Below are 22,953 nucleotides of genomic sequence, written 5' to 3' on the forward strand. Positions count from 1 at the left end.
GGTATGGCGCAACCCTCATCAGCACTTTTTTAGCCTCAAGTTTGAAATACAACGCTGAATATAGGGTCTGTTGACATTTCATAAATGGCTTGCGCTGTAGGCTAAAACTGAGCAGATCAGGCATGAAACGCAGGGAATAGCGAGACTATTGCCAAGTTTCATAACGCAATCTGAGAAAGTTTTAGCCACAGCCTTTCAGGGCGAGCATATTTTTTGCTGCTATTGCGTTATGTGCCAGTCATTTAGAATGACTAAATTTCCTGTCTCATGCTTTATATCAGCTAAAAAATCTTGCGAGATATATCTCTCACGTCGCAAACATAGATGAATTGTCAACAGACCCTAGATATTTATATAAAAAAACGCTCAATTCAGACCTTATAGCTCTTATATCTGACTGTTTTAATCGGGATATTTTGATTTTTGATTCTTAAGAATAATAGCTTTTAAGTCTACCTATGTTGTCGCTGACTTCTTAAATGGTGAGAAATCTTGCGCTGAATTTACTGCTTTAAGCGGGAAAATAGCGTGTAATTTGCCAGATTTATTGTTTTTTTCGCTATGTTTTTTTCTACATGCTTCGCAACACGTTTGCGCTGATCTGAAAAAATTCACTTTGGTCTAACACTTATTGATAGCTATTGCTGCAGTTTAAAACTGCGCAAGATGCAGGCTTTCACATGGCTATCTAATTCTAGTAGAGGGACCCAATGGATAGATCAACACAACATAGCGATCAGCGGCATGCGGTTATTACCGTCGCGATCTGCTTTTTAATTGCAGTGATTGAAGGTCTGGATATTCAGGCAGCAGGTATTGCTGCGGCAGGTATCCGTGAGCATTTTGGTTTAGACAGCTCGCAGCTTGGGGTATTTTTTAGTGCGGGTATTTTAGGTTTATTGCCAGGTGCTTTGGTTGGCGGACGTTTTGCAGACCGTATTGGTCGTAAAAAAGTATTAATCTGGTCTACAGCAGTCTTTGCTTTATTTACCTTATGTACGGTGTGGGTGAATAGCTTTGAAAGCCTATTGGCGGTGCGCTTCTTGGCAGGTGCGGGTTTAGGGGCAGCCATGCCAATTTTAATTACTTTGGCATCTGAAGCTGTTTCGCCACAAAACCGTGGTCGTGCTGTGGGCTTGATGTATTGTGGTATGCCTGTGGGTGCAGCCATTTTATCTTTAATTGCCAGTACAGATTTTGGCTCAAACTGGAAAAACATTTTCTATTTGGGTGGTTTGCTGCCATTTATTGTCATTCCATTGATGATGTGGTTATTGCCAGAATCACGTGAATTCTTAAAAGCACAAGCGGCAGGTAAAGATGTCACAGCACAAAATGCTGCGCCAAAAGCATCTTTTAAAGATTTGTTTAATTCACAAAACTTATTGCGCACCTTATTTATTTGGGTGAGTTACTTCTTTACCTTGATGGTGGTTTACATCATGTTGAGCTGGTTACCATCTTTATTTATGGAATTAGGTTTCTCGCGTAAAGAAGGCAGTACTGCACAGTTCTATTTCATGGTGAGTGCGACAGTCGGTACTGTAATTTTGGGTATGCTGACCGACCGTTGGAAAAAAGCCTACGTGATTTTATTGATGTATGGTGGTATTTTGGCAGGTTTATTTGCTCTAAATGCAGCGGGTTCACTCATGCAAATGTATATGGCTTCAGCTTTGGTCGGTGCTTTTGTGATTGGCTGTCAGGGCGTGTTATATGCTTTTGGTAGTATTGTCTACCCAACCGAAGTACGTGGTACTGGGGTCGGTGTTGCCTCTGCTGTTGGTCGTGTAGGCGCAATGCTTGGCCCTGCTATTGCAGGTCAGTTGTTGGCAGCAGGCTTTGGTGCGGCTGGGGTTATTTCAGCAGCCATTCCATGTATTATTATTTCAGCCATTTTCATGTTGTTATTGGTACGTCGTATTCAAACTGTTTAAAAGGATGAGAACAGTTGAAAGACCAAATAGCCTGCACCTGCAGGCTATTTTTTTGTATGTTGATCGCTGATTTTTGAGAAAAAATGCTCGAATGAAGTGTGACAAGTACTGTCGCAAAGCTGCCTGTTCTACTGGGTGACAATGACGCAAGCAGGGTATAATAAGTCCTAAAAAACAGTAAATATAAGAGTATCATTTGAAGCAGAAAAAATTGATTGCAGAATTTCAGTTGGATCAACAGCAGTTTTCGCTGTATCTGATTGAATATGAATTTATTTTAGAACTGAAACGCCATTTTCGAGCAACACGGACTTCTCCAAAACAAAACGCGTGGCTGGCATTTGCCGATCAAGCTACTTATGAATATGTCAACGCAGGTACTGATGCCTTTCAGGTGATGCGTTTAACCCGACAGCATTTGGTCAATTATTTAACTCGGCATCCACTGCCTTATTTTTATTTTCATGCCGCGACTGCACGCAAAGCCAAAATCTATCCACGTTTTGTACGGCAATTATTGTTACAGCTACCGAACTATCAACATTGTGCCGAAAACGATTCTTTTTATTTTTATCAAAGCGATACAACTCAGACTTAAATTTCAGCTATGCTGAGGGTAGCGTTTAAGATGGGAAAGGAAACAGCATGCAGCAGCTGAATAATGCCTTGATTGTGGTTGATGTGCAAAATGGTTTTTGTCCAGGAGGTAATTTGGCGGTTGCAAATGCCGATCAAATTATTCCCTGCATTAATGCGTTGGGACGTGTGTTTCAGAACATTGTGATCACCCAAGACTGGCATCCTGCAACGCATGTGTCCTTTGCTGCCAACCATTCAGGCAAACAGGACTATGAGCAGATTCAGCTCAGTTATGGCGAGCAAGTGTTGTGGCCTGTGCATTGTGTGCAAGGCACAGCTGATGCTGAATTACACCCAGATTTAGATTTGCCTACAGCACAATTGATTATACGCAAAGGTTTTCACGAGCAAATAGACAGTTATTCTGCCTTTATGGAAGCAGACCGCAAAACCACCACAGGCTTGGCGGCCTATTTAAAAGCCCGTGAAATTGATACGGTTTATATTGTGGGCATTGCCACCGACTTTTGTGTGGCGTGGACGGCAATAGACGCCTGTGAGTTGGGTTTTAGCACCTATGTGATTGAAGATGCCACCAAAGCGATTGATTTAAATGGCTCTTTAGAACAAGCATGGCAACAGATGTTGGCACAAGGAGTACAGCGAGTACAAAGTCAGCACTTACTTGGCTAAAACTAGATAACGAACTGGCCGCGAAAGGGAAGGGCGAAATCTTCCTTTTTGCTATAAAAATAGATTAAATGTAAAATAAAATAAATAAAAATCAATTTTTTACATATACCCAATTTTGACGAAATGTTCTGCGATTGATTGTGGGTGTAACATGATTGTCATAATCTCTACCTACCATGCCTTGCACAGAGGCGAAATAAGCAGACTGTCTTAAAAACAGCATAGAGAAGATATGGAACACTTTCAGCATTCATCTGATACTTATTTTAATCGTGAACTCTCTTTAATTGAGTTTAACCGTCGGGTCTTGGCGCAAGCTTTAGACCCAGAGTTACCTATTTTAGAGCGACTCAATTTTTTAATTATTTTTTCACGTAATTTAGATGAGTTTTTTGAAATTCGCGTTGCAGGTTTAATGAAGCAACTCGATTTGAATGCCATTACCCGTACCCCAGATGCCATTCCGACTGAACAGGTCTTGGTAGAACTGTCTGATAAAGTGCATCAGGCGGTGAAGCAGCAATACGACACTTTAAATTATGCCATTTTGCCGCAGCTGCAAAGTTTAGGGATTCACTTTATTCAATACCATGACATTGTGGATAAACATAAAGCGTGGATTGCCGATTATTTTGCCCGTCAGGTACAGCCTGTTTTAACGCCAATTAGCCTAGACCCATCGCATCCATTTCCGCGTTTGGTCAATAAAAGTCTGAACTTTATTGTCAGTTTACAAGGCAAAGATGCTTTTGGACGTGAAATTGAAATGGCGATTGTGCCTGCGCCACGCTCTTTGCCACGTTTAATCAATTTGCCAAAAGAAGTGGCAGGTAGTGCGACTGAACATATTTTCTTGACTGCGATTATTCAGCAGCATATCAATGATCTGTTCCCAGGCATGAAAGCCACAGGTTGTTATGCGTTTCGAGTAACCCGCAATGCCGACCTGATTTTGGCCGAAGATGTCGATGATTTGGCAGTTGCCTTAAAAGATGAATTATCGTCACGTCGTTTTGGGCGTGCGGTACGTTTAGAAATTGAAGATGATTGCCCGCAAGATATTATTGATTATTTGCTCAGAGAGTTTGATTTAGATGAGCAGCAATTATATCGGATTAGCGGGCCGATTAACCTGTCGCGTCTGACCAGTAGTTTTGACCGACCTGAATTGAAATATCCACCTTTTGCACCTGTGATTCCAAAAATATTTCGGAAGCAAAAACCGATGTTTGAGATTCTGAAAAAGCAGGATGTGTTGCTACATCACCCATTTGACTCTTTTCAGCCAGTGATTAATTTACTCAAAGAAGCGGCGAAAGACCCAAATGTGTTGGCGATTAAGCAAACGCTGTATCGTAGTGGCCCAGATTCTGAAATTGTGCAGGTACTTGCAGAAGCCGCACGTAATGGCAAAGAAGTCACTGCCGTGATCGAGCTACGCGCACGTTTTGATGAAGAATCCAACATTATGGTCGCCAACGTCTTGCAAGAGGCAGGCGCAGTGGTGGTGTATGGCATTGTCGGCTATAAAACCCATGCCAAAATGATTTTGATTGTGCGTCGTGAGCAAGATCAGTTGGTGCGCTATGTACATTTGGGTACAGGCAACTATCATGCGGGCAATGCACGTATGTACACCGACTATGGTTTGATGACCACACATCCTGATATTTGTGAAGATGTGCATCGGGTGTTTCAGGAACTCACAGGCATGGGCAGATCGGCAAAATTAAAAAACTTGCTGCATGCACCATTTACCTTGCACAGTGAATTGCTCAAACTGATTGAACAAGAAATCGGGTTTGCACAAGCAGGCAAAGCTGCCCGAATTATCATTAAAGTCAATGCATTGACTGAGCCTGAGTTAATTACGGCTTTGTACCGTGCTTCGCAGGCAGGGGTACAGGTCGATTTAATTATCCGCTCGATTTGTTGTTTGATTCCAAAAGTGAAAGGTATGTCTGAGCGTATTCATGTCCGTTCGATTGTGGGACGCTTTTTGGAACATACCCGCGTGTATTATTTTGAGCATGGTGGTGCAAAAAAATTGTACTGCGCCAGCGCAGACTGGATGGGGCGCAACTTATTTTCACGGGTGGAAACTTGCTTCCCTATTTTGGATGAGAAAATTAAACAGCGTATTGTAGAAGATGGCTTGCTGAGTTATTTGCATGACAATCAAAATGCGTGGGAGCTACAAGCCAATGGCGAATGGCAGAAAGCTGCTGTGGTGGGGCAGGCTGCTGTACACAATGCGCAAATGTATTTGGTCGAGCAGAAGCAGTTGAATGTGTAAATTGGGCTGCAGTAAATGGATGTGATCTAGCATCTGTGAGTATAAAAAACCTGAGTATGTGTGCATACTCAGGTTTTTATGCTTTTAAGGCATCTCATGGATTATTTTAAGAAGCTCTTGAATGTTTGCCTTTTAGAATTTCAGTTCGCAGGCTTTGCGCCAACTCAGCCGATTGGCTGTCCATGCCATTAACCATAAAGGCATGGCGCATCAGCACATTGGTCGGATTTGGCATACTCACCAATTCATAATGCGTAGACAGTTCATCTAGTAATTCATTCGGTAAATGCACTGCATTTTCACGAGCAGATAATTGATGCACCAAACGCTCTGCTGCCTGCACTGCAGATAACTGCATGGCTTCGACTGCGGTTGATAAACCACTGCGAGTTTGCAACACAAAACGCTTTTCTTCACGATAACGCTTATACAGCACTTCAGACAATAACTGGAACACCGTGCCAATCATGGCCATACAGGCTGCTGCATTTGGTGTATTGGCTGCAATACTGAGTGTTGCGCCATCTTCATGGAATGGTTGTACTGTTTGAATGTCGGAACGGTTTAACTTGTAGTGTTGTACGCACAGTTCAATGCTTTTGTTCAGGAAAATCTGACATAAGCTAAAATAAGGCACAGACACACTTTGCGTGACCGTGTCTAATAATTGTTTCGGGTCATAAAACTGAATATTCAGCGCAATGTTGTTTTGCTCTTGGCTTTGCTCAATGGCTTTGTTTGCTTTAGGCGACATCACAGGTTTAGGCTGTTGCTGTGCCTGCGCAAGTGCCAAAGCCGTTTGATGTTTTTCTTGTTCAAGGGCTTGCGTCAATAATTGTAATTCGTGTTTAAGGCGAGATTCATTATTAATGCGTGCTAAATATTCACTACGACTTGGACGGGCAATCGCGCGATAAGCCAACCATAACAAGCCATGAACCAATAATGATAAAAGTGTCGCTAACCATTGGGTACGCAGAATTTCACCAATACTTGGCTGAATTAAGGTAATTTCAATGCTGCCGACTTTCTTTTCATTGATGATTGCATCGCGGACAAAGACTTCACCTTCACGGGTACGTGACTGTCCACCTGTCGCCAAGACCTGATTTTGCGCATCTAAAATACGAATAGAAGCAATGCTTGGATTGGTGGCATAACGATTCACCAATAATGCCAGTGATACTGTATTGGCAGGTTCCAGCTCAGAAAGGCTGTCTGTGACCAGTTGGCTGGTCATTAACTGCCCCTGATTGGCGCGGTTTTCATTTAATTGGTGTGTTGTTGCAAGCACCAATAAAAAGGTGTGAAAAGCAAAACTTACAATCAATAGGCTAGCAAATAGCCCTTGTCTAGGCGCATTCAAGGTAAAACTTCCAAGGCATTTATATTCAATTTAGATTATGATTCTCACAATAGTTGTAGCTCAGACCCGAGTCAATTCATGCGAGAAATCATTCTTATATCATTTTTAGGACCTGACCAACCTAATCAGTTTACTCGATTAATGCAGGTATTGTCCGCTCATTCCTTACAAATCTTAGATGTTGGCCAAGCTGTTATTCATAATCAACTGACTTTAGGTATTGTTGTTGCATCAGAAGACCAGACTGCAACTGCTTTAGCCATGAAGGAGATTCTGATTTTAGCACATGATATTGGCTTAACTGTGCGTTTTAAACCAATCTCTGCAACTGAATATGAGCAATGGGTCAGAGAAGGCGGTCGTACCCGTTATATCGTGACTGCACTGGCACCAGAGCTGAATGCCTCACATTTACAGGCGGTCACGCATATTGTATCTAGCCAAGGTTTTAACATTGAAACTGTAACCCGTTTGTCGGGTCGCCCACAGCTTAATGTAGCCGAAGATGAACCTAAACGTGCTTGCATTCAGTTTGGATTAAGTGGACAAATGCTAGATGCAGTTGCCATGCGTGCTGCGTGTTTAAGCCTGTCGAATGAATTGAGTGTGGATGTCGCGGTACAAGAAGACAATGCCTACCGTCGTAACCGCCGTTTGGTGTGTTTTGACATGGACTCAACGCTCATTGAACAAGAAGTGATTGATGAGTTGGCGATTGAGGCAGGTGTGGGCGATCAGGTGGCGGACATTACCGAACGTGCCATGCAGGGTGAACTGGATTTTCAGCAAAGTTTCCGCGCGCGCGTAGCATTGCTCAAAGGTTTAGATGCTGCTGTGTTGCCTAAAATTGCCGAACGTCTGACCGTGACCGAAGGTGCTGAACGCCTGATTTCAACCCTGAAATCTTTGGGTTATCGCACCGCTATTTTGTCGGGCGGTTTCCAATATTTCGCAGAATATCTGCAGGAAAAATTGGGGATTGATGAAGTGCATGCCAACATTCTAGATGTGGAAAATGGCATGGTTACAGGCGAAGTAAAAGGTCACATTGTGGATGGTGCGCGTAAGGCATTATTGCTACGTGAACTGGCAGACAAAATGGGGATTTCTTTGGAACAAGCCATTGCGGTGGGTGATGGTGCGAACGACTTACCAATGCTTTCTATTGCAGGTTTAGGTGTGGCGTTCCGTGCTAAACCGTTGGTACGTCAAAACGCCAATCAAGCCATTTCAAGCGTGGGCTTAGATGGTGTGCTGTACTTATTGGGCGTGCATGACAAAGACTTGAACCGTGCCTAATATGACAATTCAATGAAAAAAACGCAGCAGTCATGCTGCGTTTTTTGTTTGTATAATCAGCAGATAACGATGAACGGTAAACAAAAACTGTCGATAAAAACCGCAACAGCATTGAATGAAAAAAATATTTTTTAAGGCAAAAAAATAAGGTGTTTTTTTGTAATGACACGCGAATAAAGAGCTAGCTTAGCTTCCCGAAAACTACAAAATTTAAAAAATGTAATGACAATATAATATTGCGACAAGGTGTGTCGCTTTATAAAAATACAAGTCTTTTTTTATCTAGAAAACGCAGCATAATGCAGACATAGAATTTAAATCGACATCCATTATTTATTTAAACGGTATTTGAAGTCGCAGACCAATTCAAAAAGAGGCTGCATCTTTAGACGGAGGTTTTTATGCTAACAGCGAATTTAGCGACCATTGTAGGCTTAAGCCTCGTCGCAGCTGCGTTGATTGCTGTTTTCTTTTCGCCTTATCGTCGCTGGTTAAACTTTATGTTGGCAGGTATGGTGTTTTGGGGTTTATTGGAAGTGGTGCGCTACAGTGTGCAAAGCGTATTTGAACTGCCAATTACCTACAGTTACTTGTCGGCAATTTTCTTGGCGATGACTTTGGTGACTTTATTATTATTACGAGAAGACCGTCGGGCAGAGCGTGCTTTGGCAAAACGTCGCTATATCGAACATACCCCAGTCTATGAAGACGATCAGCAGCAGTGCTCAAGCCGCTAAATCGTACAGACTAAATTCAAAAACTTTAAAAAGATGCAACTGGTTTGCATCTTTTTTGCTTTATCTGTACGGCAGTTTGCGCCATCCAAACAGCGACAAAATTTTAACACCCTCCTAAAGATTGTTATACAAAGCCTTGCAGCAAAAAGCGGGAGTTGTGATAGGATGAGTCTGTTCATTATCCAACAATTACAATAGGCTTCACTGTCATGAAACTTTCTGCAATTCCTGTGGTCAAACTTCCTTTGGTTGATGTCAGCACCGATCCACTTGACCTTCTCGTGGCAGGTTTGGCATTGCGTATGAAACAACTGGCACGTACCAGTCCAAAATTTATTGAGTTGGTGCATGAACGCCAGTTCCGTATTCAAATTGGCACAGACTTGGGTATGGCGCGTCAAATTATTGTCAACAATGGACATATTGACACTGTGGCAGGCGATGCAGAAAAAGCCGATTTTATTTTGCAGTTTGCAGACAGCGAGCAAGGCGTAAAAACCTTAATGAAAGGTGATCCAACTGCATTTATGACAGGCATGCAAAATGGCAGCATTAAAATGGAAGGTGATTTTGGCTTATTGGTGTGGTTTAACCAAGCAGCGAAATTGATTCCACCTAAACTACCAAAACCTGTAAAAGAAAAAATTAAAATGGCACGCCAGTTTATTAAACAAAAAACGGGTAAATAAGCTGCTCAGACCCAAACAAAAACCTCTGATCAATTTTTGACAGAGGTTTTTTTATATGTGATTTACTTGACTTCCAAACAAAAAGTCACAGGCCCGTCATTTACCAAATGCACTTTCATATCGGCAGAGAAAATACCTGTTTCCACCCTGTCAAACTGACTTTTGGCATAGTCCACCAATTGTTCATACAGCGCTTTGGCATCGTTTGGGGGCATCGCAGGGCCAAAATCAGGACGTAAACCTTTTTGAGTCTGTGCCATGAGGGTAAATTGTGAAACCAATAACACACTGCCATTGGCCTGACTGACATTCCAACCCATTTTGCCTTGTTCATCATCAAAAAAACGATATTTTAAAATTTTATCAATCAGCTTTTTGCCTTTCTCAAAATTATCGTCTTTGCCTAAGCCCAAAAATACCAAAATACCCTGTTGAATCTCGCCAGTGATTTCACCATCGACCACGACTTTGGCTTCAAGAACTCGTTGTAATAATGCGCGCATGGGGGACTAATTTTCTCAGTGTGGGGGATGGCTGCAGATTGTAGCAAACTTAGGCACTTTGGCGTGCATTAACATCAATCACGAAAGCATCACAACGGTAGCTGCCCGCAGAGAGGTAAAATATCTTGGGAAGGCTACACTTCAGCAAAGTTGTAACAAGATTGTCGATAAAAGCCCTTTTTTGCTGAATAAAGTATGCTTTAATGCAAGAAGTACCGCGAAATGATGATCCCTATGACCCCCATTATTCAATCTCTGCTCGATACTGATTTATATAAATTCACCATGTTACAGGTGGTGCTGCATAAATTTCCGCAAACGCACAGTGTGTATCAATTCCGCTGCCGTAATCTTGAAGATACCGCGTATCCACTGAGCGATATTTTAGCTGAGTTGAATGCGCAGCTTGATCATTTGTGTCAGTTGAAATTTAAAGAAGATGAATTGCAGTATTTGCGTAATTTACGCTTTATTAAAAGTGACTTTGTCGATTATTTAGAATTATTTCAGCTCAAGCGTCGTTTTATTCACGCCAGTATTGATGCGCAAGGTCGTTTGGATATTCGGGTAGAAGGCCCGATGGTACAGGCCATGATGTTCGAGATTTTTGTCCTGGCAATTGTCAATGAACTGTATTTTCAGCGCATCCGTAATGATGAGGTTTGGGCAGAAGGTGAGCGCCGTTTACAGCAAAAAATTGCCCTGATTCAAAGTTACCAACAGCAGCAACTGCCTGAAGATCCACCATTTTTGGTTTCAGATTTTGGTACGCGCCGCCGTTATAGTTTTGCATGGCAAAAGCACGTGATTGCGGCTTTTCATCAAGCTGTACCTGAAGTGTTTCGTGGTACTAGTAATGTACTGTTGGCTAAAGAATTAGGCATTACCCCAATTGGGACAATGGCACATGAGTTTTTACAGGCATTTCAGGCGCTAGATGTACGTTTACGTGACTTCCAAAAAGCCGCACTAGAAACTTGGGTGCAAGAATATCGGGGTGATTTAGGCATTGCCTTGACTGATGTGGTCGGGATGGATGCTTTCCTGCGTGACTTTGATTTGTATTTTGCCAAGTTATTTGATGGCTTGCGACATGACAGTGGCGACCCGTATGTGTGGGGCGATAAAGCTTATGCACATTATAAAAAGCTAAAAATTGACAGTAAAACTAAAATGCTGACCTTCAGTGATGGCTTAAATGTCGAAAAAGCATGGGCCTTGCATCAGTATTTTAAAGACCGTTTTCAGGTTAGTTTTGGGATTGGTACCAACTTAACCAATGATATGGGGCAAACTGCGCTAAATATTGTGTTGAAATTGGTGGAATGTAATGGTCAGTCGGTGGCGAAATTGTCCGATAGTCCGGGTAAAACCATGACCGATAATGACACCTTCTTGGCATATTTACGCCAAGTTTTTGAAATACAAACGCCTGTTTAAAACCTGAGCACATTGAAAAAACCGAAGAAAATCTTCGGTTTTTTTCTAGATTAAAGCATGTGATTGTTAAAATTCTGCGAAAGTTATGAAAAAAACAGCATGCTATCAAAAATGACCTATACTAAGTTAAAGTTGATTGCCAAACAGACTGAACCGCATAAAAATGAGCACTTCTCCATTCAATTTTGGACTGCTGATTGAAGCAGAAGATTTAGTTCCCTTTTTAGGGCATGAAAAATTGCGCATTGTCGATTTGAGCCGCAATTCGGTGTACGAGCAATTGCATCTTCCGCATGCTTTACAGGTCAAACCGAGCATGTTGCTACGTCAGGATGAAGATACATCGGGTTTATTGCCTGAACCCGAGGCTTTACAAGACTTGATTCAGTATTTGAGTATTTCCCCTGAGCATCATGTGGTCGCCTATGACGATGAAGGTGGCGCATGGGCAGGGCGTCTGATTTGGAATTTACACTGTTTAGGCTTTGAAAATACCAGTTTACTAAATGGTGGGATTCACGCATGGTTGGCAGCAGGTTTTCCAACTACTTCTGAGGTTGAACCGCTAACACCCGTCAGCATGCTTGTTCCTGTTGCCGAGCAAAATCAGTATCGAATTCAATATGATGAGCTATTAGAAAAGTGCCAAAACCAGTCGGTGCAACTTTGGGATTGCCGCACCATAGATGAATATACAGGGCTGCGTTTGGCTGCACGACGCGGCGGTCACATTCCTGGGGCATTGCATTTTGAATGGAGTACTGCCCTTAATCGTGAAAATCATTTAAAATTGCATCCCTTAGAACGCACACGACAGCGTCTGGAACAACTCGGATTCAATTTAAACGAACCTGTAGTGGTGTATTGTCAGTCACATCACCGTTCAGGTTTGGCCTACATTTTAGGGCGTTTATTGGGTTGGAAAATTCAGGCCTATGATGGTGCGTGGAGTGAATGGGGCAACCGCCCTGACAGTCCTGTTATTACTGGAGAGTTGCCGTCTTGAGCCTCACATCACGTTTAAAAAAACAAATTTTCATTCAGGCACAACGCGTTGTGCCACAACATCAATTATCACGTGTTGTGGGTAAACTTGCAGCCAGTGAGCATCCTGTGCTCAAAAATGCGGTGATCACTGCATTCAAGGCGCAATACGGCATTGATATGTCTTTGGCAGAACAAAGCAATGCCTTGAAATATAAATCTTTTAATGAATTTTTTACCCGTTCTTTAAAGCAGGGTGTGCGGGAAATTGACAGCAATCCGAACAGCATTGTATCGCCTGCAGATGGGGCGATTTCACAGTTGGGTAAAATTGAAGATGGGGCAATTTTTCAGGCCAAAGGTCAGCAATTTACTGTTGAAAACTTAATTGCCGACCCGCAATTGGCTGAACCATTTAAAAATGGTCAATTTGCAACCGTGTATTTATCTCCGCGCGATTATCACCGTGTACACATGCCTTTTGCAGGCACACTCACCGAAACTTTATATGTGCCAGGTGAGTTGTTTTCTGTCAATCAAACCACAGCCGAAAATATTCCGGGTTTATTTGCCCGCAATGAGCGCATGGTGTGTTTGTTTGATACCGAACTGGGGCGTATGGCAGTTGTTTTAGTGGGTGCCATGATTGTAGCGGGCATTGAAACCGTGGCGACAGGCAAGGTCAAACCATCGGGGCGTTTGGAACTGAATCAACACCAATTATTCCTTGAAAAAGGTGCAGAATTAGGACGTTTTTATTTGGGTTCAACCGCGATTGTTTTGTTTGAAGAAAATAAAATGCAGTGGGATGCCGAATTCAAAGCCAACTCTGTGGTGGAAATGGGGAAAAAGTTAGGCTTTTTACTTTAATTTTCAATTTATAACGTTACAATTATCCCTCAATATTAAATATCTGCCTATTTTGTAGGCAGATGCATTATAAAGTGAGGGTTTTATTTATGTGGTTATGGATTTTACTTGCCTTAATTGCAGCGATTATTTATTTGGTTCTTACTTCTTATAATTCGCTGCAGCGTAAGGCGCATGATATTAAAGAGTCTTTATCCAATATTTCTGTCTCAATTAGTAAAAAAGTTAATTTAATTAATCAGCTTATGGATGTTGTTCGAGGTTATCAAGAAAGTGAGCAATTGACACATTTAACAGTAGTTAAAGAAACAGGAATGAATGCTATCTATTCTAGTTATCAAGATAGTAATATGATGTTAACGAACTTACAGGGTATGGCTGAGAGATACCCTGATTTAAAGGCAGACCAACAATACCATCGCTTAATTACAAATATTGAGCAATGTGAGCATGAAATTTCTCAATGGCGCAATGAATATAATGCTCGCGTGAAAGCTTATAACTCACATCGTTCATCTATCCCTACGATTTTTGTTGCTAACGGGATGGGTTTTTCTGAAGCACCATATCTTGATTTAACAATAGAAAATGCAGAACAAACTATTTTAAAAGATTTTAAAATGGATGATGGAGAGCGTTTGAATGCTTTATTTAAATCAGCAAAAGATAATATTGTAGATGGTTCTAAAGCCTTAGCCTCAACCTCTAAAGTTGTATTGGATAAAGCAGCAGATACAAGCAAAAAAATTGCGTCTAGTGAACAAGTACAAGGAATTGTAGATAAAGCAAATGTTTATATGGGGAAGCCAAGTACAACTAAATTCTTCTATTTATTATCTGATTCGACACCAAAAGGTCCTGTAAAAATAGAAGAAATTATTATGTTGGCTGAAGATCCAAATTGGGTTGAACAAGTCCGTTTATCAGAAGTCGGGACAGAACAGTGGATGAGCTTTGAAGAATGGACTACGCTTCATACACAACCAACACTGCAATTACAACAACGTGATATTTAACTTAAATAGACTCTCCCTTCTATTATAAGAGGGGAGAGTTTTCCTATTAAATCTCGTAATACAAACGCTCTTTCGGGAACACAGCTTTGAATATAGAGCCTTGATTTTCTTTAGATTCGACTTCTAAGTGTGCATTATGCTGCATCAAAACGTGCTTCACAATTGCTAAACCTAAACCTGTGCCGCCTGTTTGTCTGCTACGCGCGCTGTCTACACGATAAAAGCGTTCAGTTAAGCGTGGTAAGTGTTTCGGATCAATCCCGATGCCAGTATCTTCTACAGTAAAATAGCCTTGATTGCCATTATCATGCCAGCCAATGGTAATCGTCCCGCCTTTTGGGGTGTATTTAATTGCATTGGTGATTAGGTTGCTAAAGGCGCTGGCCAATTCTACATCTGAACCAATCAGATCATAATGACTGTCAATATTTAAGTTGAGTGTATGTCCATAATCGACGTTATAGGCATGTGCATCGTCAAATAATTGATTCATTAAACTTGGCATTTCAATGATTTGATTTTTGGCGATGGTTTTTTCATTTTCCAGACGTGACAGCAGCAGAAGGTCATTCACTAAAGCATTCATGCGTCGGGTTTGTGACTGCATTTGCTCAAAAGCACGTTTCCAACGCGGGTTAATATCATCCTGATCGGTAAAGGTTTCGATATAACCACTCAGCACCGTTAGCGGAGTGCGTAATTCGTGTGAAATATTATCGACAAAGTCTTTACGCATTTGTTCTAGGTTATGCATACGCGTCATGTCGTAAGCAAATAACAAACGGCTATCGCCACCAAACTGAGTCATTTTGACTTGCACATATTGCCCTTCATGCACGCTAGATTTCATTTTTAAACCGTCAGGTGCTTGATCAATATGATTAAAATATTCAATAAAACTAGGTTGGCGCAAAATAGTGAGGATGTTGCGTCCACGGTCTAAAGGCTGAATACCCAATAGCTTTTCAGCAGCAGGGTTCCACCATTCAATTTGATGATTTTCATCAATCAGCATCACGGCTTCATCCAACGCCACCAATGAAGACTGGGCGCGATCAATCAACCCGACCATTTCGGCCTGAACGATACGTTCCTGACGTTGTGAGCGATAAACATTGAACAGTAATGCACCCCAAATACCATGCAGATTTGGCGGCACATCATAAGGACGATTGGAAATCCAATCATTAACTAAATAGAGGGAGCGCATTTGCTGAAGAAAAAACAGCAAAAAGGCGAGGCTAATACAAATCCAAAAATACCCAATCCCAAAACCAATCAAGCTTGCAATAATTAGGAAAAAGGCCAATAAACGAAAATCTTGTTTGGCAAAAGTCCATAAACTGCTGTAACGAACTTGTTTGAGGTCACGGGCGAGTTCAGGGACTGGGTAAGGTTCGTACATAAAATAATTTTAGCCTAAAGCAACATCCGCACGTGTCGAGAAGCGATAGCCTGTACCACGTACCGTTTGTACAAAACGGTCTACGCCATACGGTTCTAAAACTTTACGTAAACGACGAATATGCACATCAATAGTTCGGTCTTCAATATATACATTCCCGCCCCAGACTTGGTCAAGCAATTGCGCTCGGGTGTAAGCGCGCTCTGGGTGCGTCATAAAGAACGCCAATAGACGATATTCGGTTGGGCCCATTTCTAAAATATTGTCACCAAAACTGACACGCTGGCTGACTGGGTCCAAAATTAAACCGTTGGCATCAATAGTTTTTTCACCGCTTAAGGCATTGGCACGACGTAAGACCGCTTTAATACGTGACACCAGTTCACGGGTCGAGAACGGCTTAGTCATGTAGTCGTCCGCGCCAGCATCTAAACCTTGAACTTTGTGATCTTCTTCGCCACGTGCAGTGAGCATAATCACAGGAATTTCAGCAAGGTTGTCATCGCGTTTTAGGCGACGGCACAAGTCTACACCGCTGACACCGCCTGGCATCATCCAATCAAGCAAGATAAGCGCTGGACGTTGATCGACAATCATCTGATGAGCTTGTTTTGCATCTTCTGCTTGTAAGCACTGAAAGCCTGCCATATCTAAAGAGGTATGGATCATCTCCCGAATTGGAAGTTCGTCATCGACGATTAAAATGCAGTCATCTTTCACAACGCAATATCCTATAGATGTTAACGGTGGACCGTTTTATTTATGACAGGCTTATTACAAAGATTAATTATGACAGTATCATTGCAGAAAGGGTTGAATGGGCTATTTTTGCAATAATTTGTGACAAAATAGTGTCGATTTGATGAAAAAACTGAACAGGTTCAGTCAAAGTAAATAGGGTCTGCTGACACTTCGTCTATGTTTGCGACGTGAGAGATATATCTCGCAAGATTTTTTAGCTGATATAAGGCATGAGGCAGGAAATTTAGTTATTCTAAGTGACTGACTCATAACGCAATAGCGGCAAAAAAATATGCTCGTTCCGAAGGACTGTAGCTAAAACTTTCTCAGATTGCGTTATGAAACTTGGCAATAGACCCACTATTCCCTGCCTGATCTGCTCAGTTTTAGCCTACAGCGCAAGCCATTTATGAAATGTCAGCAGACCCCTCTGAATTTGAAAAATATTATGAATATTTTTCGATTTTATGACAATGTCGAAGAATCTTTCACAAAAGCTTGCTCTTTTTCCGAAAAGGTCTGTAATAACGATAAAAATACAATACGGCAAGAAGACAAGACATCTTCCATGGATTGTTTGAAATCGCTCATCACCCAGCGAATCGCAATTTGGGTGACATAACCATTTAAGCCTGTCGCTACCAGTGAAATTTCTCGGTTGGGGCGGTCTAAATGCGGCATCATCAGCATGACAAAGGCCTGAATCATGCGGTCAAAACGCGACATAGTTTCGTGAATGGTGGCTTGGTTATGTAGTTCTTGCACCAGCATGGCATCAATATAAATAATACGTGCCATTTGCGGGTTATTTTTTAGCGTGGTCAGTAAAGCAGTCAGTCCTGCATCAATCATTTTTTTAGGATCAGCCGAGGCTTGCATAATGGCTTGCATGACATTTTGCTGCAATTCATCAATCAGTTTTAAAAAAATAGTCTGAAATAGTTCTTCGCTTTTTTTAAAGGATTCGTAAAAGTAACGCTCGGTCAGTTTGGCTTCGGTACAAATATCTTTGACAGTCACGGCAAAAAAACCATGCGTACCATAGGCCTGAATACCCGCTTCAATCAGTTTTTCCCGACGTGCCTGTTTGCGTTCAGTTAAAGACAGACCTTTAAACTGACGTTCTTTTTGTTGTTTCTGGGGCTGTTGTTGTGTATCTGCGTGGATGGGCAGTTGTTCTGTCATCTTCACTTGAGCCAAATAAATTCGTTAATGGGTTTTATATTAGCAATAATTATCTGTTAAACCTATGTTTTCATATTTGTTTGCGATATTCGTACTGGCTTATATTGACAATACTTATTGTCAAAATTATATTTAAACCACAGCGCATCGCACAGCCCTACAAAACAACAAGCAGGTCTGAACTGTGCACGCCACATACTCAAGGAAATCACATGAAAAATTTTAAAAATAAAGTTGCCGCAATTACAGGCGCAGGCTCGGGTATTGGGCAGCAATTGGCTGTTCTATTGGCGAAGCAAGGCTGTCATTTATCGCTCAGTGATGTGAATGAACAAGGTTTGGCGCAAACAGTGGATTTGCTCAAAGACAGTAATGTGCGCGTGACCATTAAAAAGGTGGATGTTTCTAAATTAGAACAAATGCGCGAATGGGCAGCTGAAACTGTGCGAGACCACGGCTCGGTCAATATGATTTTTAATAATGCAGGCGTGGCGTTGGGTTCTACCGTAGAAGGTGCAAGTTACGAAGAGTTGGAGTGGATTGTTGGTATTAATTTCTGGGGTGTGGTCTATGGCACCAAAGAATTTTTGCCTTTAATCAAACAAACGGGAGATGGTCATATCATTAACATTTCCAGTTTATTTGGTTTAACTGCACAGCCAACGCAGTCGGCTTATAACGCAACCAAATTTGCGGTGCGCGGTTTTACCGAGTCTTTGCGTCAGGAATTGGATTTGGAAAATTGTGGTGTGAGTGCGTTGAGCGTGCATCCAGGCGGGATTCGTACCAATATTGCCAACAATGCTAAAATGAACGACAGCATGCGCACTTTGGGCATGAATCCTGAAAAATCGGCACGTGCTTTTAATAAATTATTGCGTTGCCCGCCTGAAGAAGCGGCGCGCCAAATTTTAGAAGCGGTACAAAAAGACAAGCGCCGTTTATTGATTGGTAATGATGCCAAAACTTTGGATTTAATCCAGCGTATTGTTCCAACGGGTTATCAGAAAGTTACCGCATGGGCGACTAAGTTGGGCAAGAAACGCGGTTAATCTAACTTACAAATATAACAGACCATTCAGACCAAAACCTGAATGGTTTTTTTCTTCCAGACAAATTGATAATACGCACCTTGACCGATGCACAGACTCACAAATGCCAAGGCATAGGCATACCAAATTCCTTGCAAACCCCACCACTGACTGAAGAAATAAGCACACGGTACTTCAATTAAAACAATCGCTAAAATATTGATGATCATTGGAACATTGACCGTGCCACTGGCGCGCATAATGGAGGCAAAAATTGCACTGGCACCAAAAAATAAAATGGCCCATAACACAATAAATAAGAGCTGCTGACCCAGTACCACCACCGCAGGATCGGTAATAAACAACGCCATCAGATATTTAGAAAATAAATAACCCAAGGTGACTAAAATACCTGTAATCAGCAAATTCATGCCTAAGGCTGTACGGGTCACTTTAGCCAGTAATTCGGCTTTGCCTGCACCAATGGCTTGTGCAGCAAAAATTGAAGCGGCAATTGCAATAGATAGCGCAGGAAATTGAATATAGTTCAACACCTGATTAACTGCGCCATAGGCGGCAGTGGCCTCAGCACCATGCCGATTGACCAAACCGACAATCACCAAACCTGCCATAGAGGTAGTGACCATTTGTAAGCCTGTGGGAATCCCTAAGCGTAAAATCACCTTGCTTAAATTGGGTTGATGCCGAATTTGACGTAGTAGATGCACATCCATTTTTAAGGGATGATTCTTTTTATTCAGGTAAATCACCAAAAAAATTAAAACAGCCAGATAGCCCAGAATGGTGGCAATTGCAGGGGCAATAATGCCCAAGCGAGGAAAGCCAAAATAACCTGCAATCAGGATGGGGGTAATCACCAATCCCATTAAACTAGTCAAACTCAGGGCAATGAGTGGCGTAAGGCTATCGCCCACTCCACGTAAAATAGAGGTATAAATAATATAAACAAACAGCAGTGGGCTGCCTGCCAACATCCATTGCACATACGGCAGGGATAGATGCATCACTTTAGGGTCTGTGCCTAATAATATTAAAATTTGTTCGGCAAAAATCACCCCCAAACAGGCAATGAAACTGCCGCCAATTAGGGTCATAAATAAAGTCGAACCGACAATACAACGCACTTTTTCGACATTTTGTGCGCCCCACGCTTGCCCGACCAACACGGTCGATCCTGCCGAAAGCCCAATCACAAAGGCCATCAGGCAAAAAATAATGGGAAAAAATACCGACACCGCAGCAATGGCTTCCACACCGAGCATTTGCCCGACAAAAATCGTGTTAATGGTGCCCGAAAGATTTTGCAAAATATTGGTGGCAATCAGTGGCAATAGAAATACCAAAAAGGTTTTCCAAAGCTGAGGGTGATCGACCAGTGCCTGAGGTCTTGCCATGCCAAATCCTGCGCTTCAATATGCGGTTGTTTGAAATTTCACCCTAGCATGATTTGGTCATAAAAAGCCTTAGCTTTTCAGTAACTCAGTGACATTTCAGTGGAGCTTCATCGCTTAAATTGCCGATAAAATTTCACCTGCACGCAACAGGGTTTCGGTTTTTTTAGCAAAGCAGAAACGGATTAAACGTAAATCATCGGGTGGGGTTTGATAAAATGCAGACACAGGAATACCGACAATGCCGTGCTGCTCGGCTAGAAAATGGCACATATCGACAGCATTTAAGCCGGGACGGATATTGCTGTAATCTAAATTTTGAAAATAAGTGCCTTGTGCAGGGCTGAATTGAAAGCGTGAATTGGCAATGCCTTGATTAAACAAATCACGTTTGTCCTGATAAAACTTTGCCAGTTCTGCAATATGTTCAGGGTGCTGCTGCATATAATTTGCCAAAGCCACTTGCACAGCGCTAACTCCGCAGAAATTAATAAATTGATAGGCTTGGCGAAAGAGCTGCATTAAGGCAGGTGCAGCCGCACAGTAGCCTGTTTTCCAGCCTGTGACATGAAAAGTTTTACCAAAGGAACCCACGACAAAACTGCGTTCCCTAAGCTCAGGAAAAGACAGTGCAGAGCGGTGTTGATGCGCATCAAAGACCAAATGTTCATAGACTTCATCGGACAGCACCACAATATTATGTTCCTGAATAACATCAATTAAATGCTGCCAATCTTGCGCTGACCATACTGTGCCTGTGGGGTTATGTGGTGTGTTGATGATGATCATGCGGGTTTTGGCATGAATCGCATCTTTGACCATATTCCAGTCCACCTGAAAATGTGGAGCCTGCAGCGGAATATGAACGGCTTTTGCACCCAACAATTTTACACAGGGTGCATAACTGTCATAACTTGGATCAAAAATAATGACTTCATCGCCTGCCTGCAGCACGGTTTGCATGATGCTAAAAATAGCCAGTGTTGCCCCTGGGGTGATGGTAATTTCACTGATCGGGTCAAGCATTAGCTGATCACGCTGTAAAAATTGCTGTGCCAGTTGTTCGCGTAGTGGCAAGTAACCATCGCCCAAAGGATATTGATTGAAGCCTGCGTGTGTGGCTTGGCTTAAAGCATCCAGTAATGCTGCAGGTGGGGGAAAGTCGGGAAAACCCTGCGATAAATTTAAGGCATTCAGTTGTTGTGCCAAGTTAGACATGGTACTAAAAATACTCAGACCTTGAGCAGGCAGTTTCGCGTGAATATCGAGCATAGTGGGGTTCTGGTTGTGGCAGCAGCTTGTTTTACATCGTAGCGTTTTCAGGGGGGAATGCAAATGGGGTAAAGGGTGATGATGTGGCTTGAATAGATCGTTCGAGGCGTTATTTTTGATTGAACACCTCAAGATCGACTTATCAAAAAAATTTCATCTCAAATCAACTCCACCAATGCCCGAATAATCCCCAATCCCAGACCAATAAATGCACCTACCACTACACCATTGACCCGAATCATGTGTAAATCACCACCGACTTCGTTTTCAATTTTGCCAATCATTTCGCGCGAGTCCCATTCATGAATGCGCTCACTAATAAAGCGAATTACTTTTTCACTATATTGATCTGACAAGTTCACCGCAATCGTACTCATTTTTTCATTCAGTAATTGACGTACTGCGGTATTGGCAATGATATTTTCACCGACTTGCTGAATAGCAACACGCAGGTTTTGTGCAATTCCCGAATCAGGTTTTTGTAAATCTTCCTTAATCGCATTGCAGAGAATCACCACTGCACCACTGATAAAATTCAAGACTTGTGGACTGTCTAATAGGGCATTTTTAGTGTCATTTAGACGTAGACTGGCACTGCTGTTGTTATCTGCCAGTTGTAACATCAGTTGTTGCCCAGCCTCTTCAATTTTTTGTCGCCAAGGGTGTTCAGGGTCTGCCAACATAGATTCGACCCGTTGCAGTAAAGAATCTATGGTGCGTTGCTGCACATCAATTCCAATCCAGCTCGCACCTTTGGCCAGTTTCCACACGCCAAGCTCTTTAAACAATTGACGGGTCAATTCACGGCTTTTTTCAGGATGTTTCAGCATCCAGTCATGGGCAAGGTCTAAACCGCGTTGCAGCACATCCTGATGAAAGTCATTTTCCAAAACCGCACGCAGCATTTCACTGGCCAAGTGGTTGACCTGCGTGTTGCGAACCCATTGCACACTGTTGCTTTGAATAAAGCGCCCAATTTGTTCTTGCCCGACAAATTCAAAAATTTTCGGTACAGTCTGCTGAATGACTTGGGTCACTTGCGCATTATTTTGTGGATTCGCCAACCATTTGCCCACGGATAAAGATAAGTCAGTGCTGTGCAGGCTTTTTTGTACCACTTGGGGCGATAAAAAGTTTTCCTGTACGAAACGCCCCATCGACTCGGCAATACGGTCTTTGTTGCGTGGAATAATTTCGGTGTGATCACGTAAGAATTTAGGAATTGGCATTTTGCCAAAAGGATTGCGAAACAGCACCGTAATCGCATACCAGTCTGCCAGACCACCGACCACGCCTGCTTCGGCAGACAGCATTAGTATGTGAATCAACCACGTATATTCAGGCAGTAATTTTGCGGTCAGCATTAATGCCAGCCATGCCAGCACGGCAATCACTAAAGCAATGGTGGCAAAGCGTTTACTGCGTTGCAGGCTCGGAGAGCTATGCTGCGAGCTGCTCGCTAAAGTGTGGTCAGACGCTGTATTCATGCAGGCATCCT

General features: G+C 42.3%; 20 protein-coding genes. 12 read left to right on the top strand and 8 right to left on the bottom strand.

The window, feature by feature from the left end:
- Positions 1–710: 710 nt before the first annotated feature.
- From mhpT to ppk1, 4 genes are all read left to right on the top strand, one after another.
- On the top strand, positions 711–1,937 hold the full coding sequence (gene mhpT / locus FTU98_RS06165; protein WP_131261231.1) for a 3-(3-hydroxy-phenyl)propionate transporter MhpT: 1,227 nt from the start codon (positions 711–713) through the stop codon (positions 1,935–1,937).
- A gap of 196 nt (positions 1,938–2,133) precedes the next feature.
- Complete coding sequence (locus tag FTU98_RS06170; RefSeq protein WP_180050733.1) at positions 2,134–2,535, top strand: hypothetical protein; 402 nt, start codon at positions 2,134–2,136, stop codon at positions 2,533–2,535.
- A gap of 47 nt (positions 2,536–2,582) precedes the next feature.
- Positions 2,583–3,209 carry a bifunctional nicotinamidase/pyrazinamidase gene (gene pncA, locus FTU98_RS06175; protein WP_180050735.1) on the top strand — a complete coding sequence of 209 codons (627 nt, stop codon included), beginning with the start codon at positions 2,583–2,585 and terminating at the stop codon, positions 3,207–3,209.
- A gap of 232 nt (positions 3,210–3,441) precedes the next feature.
- Positions 3,442–5,505, top strand: a complete 2,064-nt coding sequence (gene ppk1, locus FTU98_RS06180) for a polyphosphate kinase 1 (RefSeq protein WP_131261229.1) — start codon at positions 3,442–3,444, stop codon at positions 5,503–5,505.
- A gap of 106 nt (positions 5,506–5,611) precedes the next feature.
- Here ppk1 and FTU98_RS06185 read toward each other — a convergent pair whose 3' ends face one another.
- A complete protein-coding gene (locus FTU98_RS06185; protein WP_004974135.1) occupies positions 5,612–6,871 on the bottom strand; it encodes a hypothetical protein in 1,260 nt (419 codons plus the stop codon).
- Between the two features lie 78 nt (positions 6,872–6,949).
- Between FTU98_RS06185 and serB the strand changes: the two genes are divergently transcribed.
- The 3 genes from serB (at position 6,950) to FTU98_RS06200 (ending at position 9,596) form a co-directional block, all read left to right on the top strand.
- A complete protein-coding gene (gene serB, locus FTU98_RS06190) occupies positions 6,950–8,170 on the top strand; it encodes a phosphoserine phosphatase SerB (RefSeq protein ID WP_179997047.1) in 1,221 nt (406 codons plus the stop codon).
- A 401-nt stretch (positions 8,171–8,571) separates the two neighbouring features.
- Positions 8,572–8,907, top strand: coding sequence for a ciprofloxacin tolerance protein AciT (aciT, locus tag FTU98_RS06195; protein WP_004974137.1), 336 nt, complete (start codon positions 8,572–8,574; stop codon positions 8,905–8,907).
- Between the two features lie 209 nt (positions 8,908–9,116).
- Positions 9,117–9,596 carry a hypothetical protein gene (locus FTU98_RS06200; protein WP_004974140.1) on the top strand — a complete coding sequence of 160 codons (480 nt, stop codon included), beginning with the start codon at positions 9,117–9,119 and terminating at the stop codon, positions 9,594–9,596.
- Positions 9,597–9,658: 62 nt separating this feature from the next.
- Here FTU98_RS06200 and dtd read toward each other — a convergent pair whose 3' ends face one another.
- Entirely contained in the window at positions 9,659–10,099 is a 441-nt protein-coding gene (gene dtd / locus FTU98_RS06205; RefSeq protein WP_136144035.1) for a D-aminoacyl-tRNA deacylase, read from the bottom strand.
- Between the two features lie 234 nt (positions 10,100–10,333).
- Between dtd and pncB the strand changes: the two genes are divergently transcribed.
- The 4 genes from pncB (at position 10,334) to FTU98_RS06225 (ending at position 14,409) form a co-directional block, all read left to right on the top strand.
- Positions 10,334–11,539 carry a nicotinate phosphoribosyltransferase gene (gene pncB, locus FTU98_RS06210; protein WP_131261228.1) on the top strand — a complete coding sequence of 402 codons (1,206 nt, stop codon included), beginning with the start codon at positions 10,334–10,336 and terminating at the stop codon, positions 11,537–11,539.
- Between the two features lie 163 nt (positions 11,540–11,702).
- Positions 11,703–12,545: a sulfurtransferase gene (locus tag FTU98_RS06215; RefSeq protein WP_167846417.1), complete on the top strand. Its 843-nt coding sequence runs from the start codon at positions 11,703–11,705 to the stop codon at positions 12,543–12,545.
- On the top strand, positions 12,542–13,393 hold the full coding sequence (gene asd, locus FTU98_RS06220; protein WP_104852745.1) for an archaetidylserine decarboxylase: 852 nt from the start codon (positions 12,542–12,544) through the stop codon (positions 13,391–13,393). Before FTU98_RS06215 ends, asd begins: the two co-directional genes overlap by 4 nt.
- An 89-nt stretch (positions 13,394–13,482) precedes the next feature.
- Positions 13,483–14,409 (top strand): LemA family protein, encoded by a 927-nt coding sequence (locus FTU98_RS06225; RefSeq protein ID WP_158660398.1) that lies wholly within the window; start codon positions 13,483–13,485, stop codon positions 14,407–14,409.
- A 46-nt stretch (positions 14,410–14,455) separates the two neighbouring features.
- On the opposite strand, the gene phoR is transcribed toward FTU98_RS06225, so the two are convergent.
- The 3 genes from phoR to FTU98_RS06240 form a co-directional block, all read right to left on the bottom strand.
- The gene (phoR, locus tag FTU98_RS06230) at positions 14,456–15,814 is read right to left on the bottom strand and encodes a phosphate regulon sensor histidine kinase PhoR (protein ID WP_104852743.1); all 1,359 of its coding nucleotides are present in this window, start codon (positions 15,812–15,814) and stop codon (positions 14,456–14,458) included.
- A 9-nt stretch (positions 15,815–15,823) separates the two neighbouring features.
- Positions 15,824–16,534: a phosphate regulon transcriptional regulator PhoB gene (gene phoB, locus FTU98_RS06235; RefSeq protein ID WP_180050738.1), complete on the bottom strand. Its 711-nt coding sequence runs from the start codon at positions 16,532–16,534 to the stop codon at positions 15,824–15,826.
- 486 nt (positions 16,535–17,020) lie between these two features.
- Complete coding sequence (locus tag FTU98_RS06240; protein WP_179994144.1) at positions 17,021–17,740, bottom strand: TetR/AcrR family transcriptional regulator; 720 nt, start codon at positions 17,738–17,740, stop codon at positions 17,021–17,023.
- 212 nt (positions 17,741–17,952) lie between these two features.
- Between FTU98_RS06240 and FTU98_RS06245 the strand changes: the two genes are divergently transcribed.
- Complete coding sequence (locus tag FTU98_RS06245; RefSeq protein ID WP_096901500.1) at positions 17,953–18,792, top strand: SDR family oxidoreductase; 840 nt, start codon at positions 17,953–17,955, stop codon at positions 18,790–18,792.
- Between the two features lie 26 nt (positions 18,793–18,818).
- On the opposite strand, the gene FTU98_RS06250 is transcribed toward FTU98_RS06245, so the two are convergent.
- The 3 genes from FTU98_RS06250 to FTU98_RS06260 all read right to left on the bottom strand — a co-directional run bounded on the left by FTU98_RS06250 (position 18,819) and on the right by FTU98_RS06260 (position 22,942).
- Entirely contained in the window at positions 18,819–20,186 is a 1,368-nt protein-coding gene (locus tag FTU98_RS06250; protein WP_096901501.1) for an MATE family efflux transporter, read from the bottom strand.
- Between the two features lie 114 nt (positions 20,187–20,300).
- Complete coding sequence (locus tag FTU98_RS06255; RefSeq protein WP_180050741.1) at positions 20,301–21,455, bottom strand: methionine aminotransferase; 1,155 nt, start codon at positions 21,453–21,455, stop codon at positions 20,301–20,303.
- A gap of 158 nt (positions 21,456–21,613) precedes the next feature.
- Positions 21,614–22,942, bottom strand: a complete 1,329-nt coding sequence (locus FTU98_RS06260) for a DUF445 domain-containing protein (protein WP_131261223.1) — start codon at positions 22,940–22,942, stop codon at positions 21,614–21,616.
- Positions 22,943–22,953: the final 11 nt, after the last annotated feature.

The sequence above is a fragment of the Acinetobacter sp. YH12211 genome, assembly GCF_013418015.1.
Taxonomy (GTDB): domain Bacteria; phylum Pseudomonadota; class Gammaproteobacteria; order Pseudomonadales; family Moraxellaceae; genus Acinetobacter; species Acinetobacter towneri.

What these genes read in the sequence shown, in the direction of transcription:
- ppk1 (WP_131261229.1), top strand. Translation starts at nt 3,442, where the DNA reads ATGGAACACTTTCAGCATTCATCTGATACTTATTTTAATCGTGAACTC.
- pncB (WP_131261228.1), top strand. Translation starts at nt 10,334, where the DNA reads ATGACCCCCATTATTCAATCTCTGCTCGATACTGATTTATATAAATTC.
- FTU98_RS06200 (WP_004974140.1), top strand. Translation starts at nt 9,117, where the DNA reads ATGAAACTTTCTGCAATTCCTGTGGTCAAACTTCCTTTGGTTGATGTC.
- FTU98_RS06215 (WP_167846417.1), top strand. Translation starts at nt 11,703, where the DNA reads ATGAGCACTTCTCCATTCAATTTTGGACTGCTGATTGAAGCAGAAGAT.
- FTU98_RS06245 (WP_096901500.1), top strand. Translation starts at nt 17,953, where the DNA reads ATGAAAAATTTTAAAAATAAAGTTGCCGCAATTACAGGCGCAGGCTCG.
- dtd (WP_136144035.1), bottom strand. Translation starts at nt 10,099, where the DNA reads ATGCGCGCATTATTACAACGAGTTCTTGAAGCCAAAGTCGTGGTCGAT.
- phoR (WP_104852743.1), bottom strand. Translation starts at nt 15,814, where the DNA reads ATGTACGAACCTTACCCAGTCCCTGAACTCGCCCGTGACCTCAAACAA.
- pncA (WP_180050735.1), top strand. Translation starts at nt 2,583, where the DNA reads ATGCAGCAGCTGAATAATGCCTTGATTGTGGTTGATGTGCAAAATGGT.
- FTU98_RS06240 (WP_179994144.1), bottom strand. Translation starts at nt 17,740, where the DNA reads ATGACAGAACAACTGCCCATCCACGCAGATACACAACAACAGCCCCAG.
- FTU98_RS06260 (WP_131261223.1), bottom strand. Translation starts at nt 22,942, where the DNA reads ATGAATACAGCGTCTGACCACACTTTAGCGAGCAGCTCGCAGCATAGC.
- FTU98_RS06250 (WP_096901501.1), bottom strand. Translation starts at nt 20,186, where the DNA reads ATGGCAAGACCTCAGGCACTGGTCGATCACCCTCAGCTTTGGAAAACC.
- FTU98_RS06225 (WP_158660398.1), top strand. Translation starts at nt 13,483, where the DNA reads ATGTGGTTATGGATTTTACTTGCCTTAATTGCAGCGATTATTTATTTG.
- aciT (WP_004974137.1), top strand. Translation starts at nt 8,572, where the DNA reads ATGCTAACAGCGAATTTAGCGACCATTGTAGGCTTAAGCCTCGTCGCA.
- serB (WP_179997047.1), top strand. Translation starts at nt 6,950, where the DNA reads ATGCGAGAAATCATTCTTATATCATTTTTAGGACCTGACCAACCTAAT.
- FTU98_RS06255 (WP_180050741.1), bottom strand. Translation starts at nt 21,455, where the DNA reads ATGCTCGATATTCACGCGAAACTGCCTGCTCAAGGTCTGAGTATTTTT.
- mhpT (WP_131261231.1), top strand. Translation starts at nt 711, where the DNA reads ATGGATAGATCAACACAACATAGCGATCAGCGGCATGCGGTTATTACC.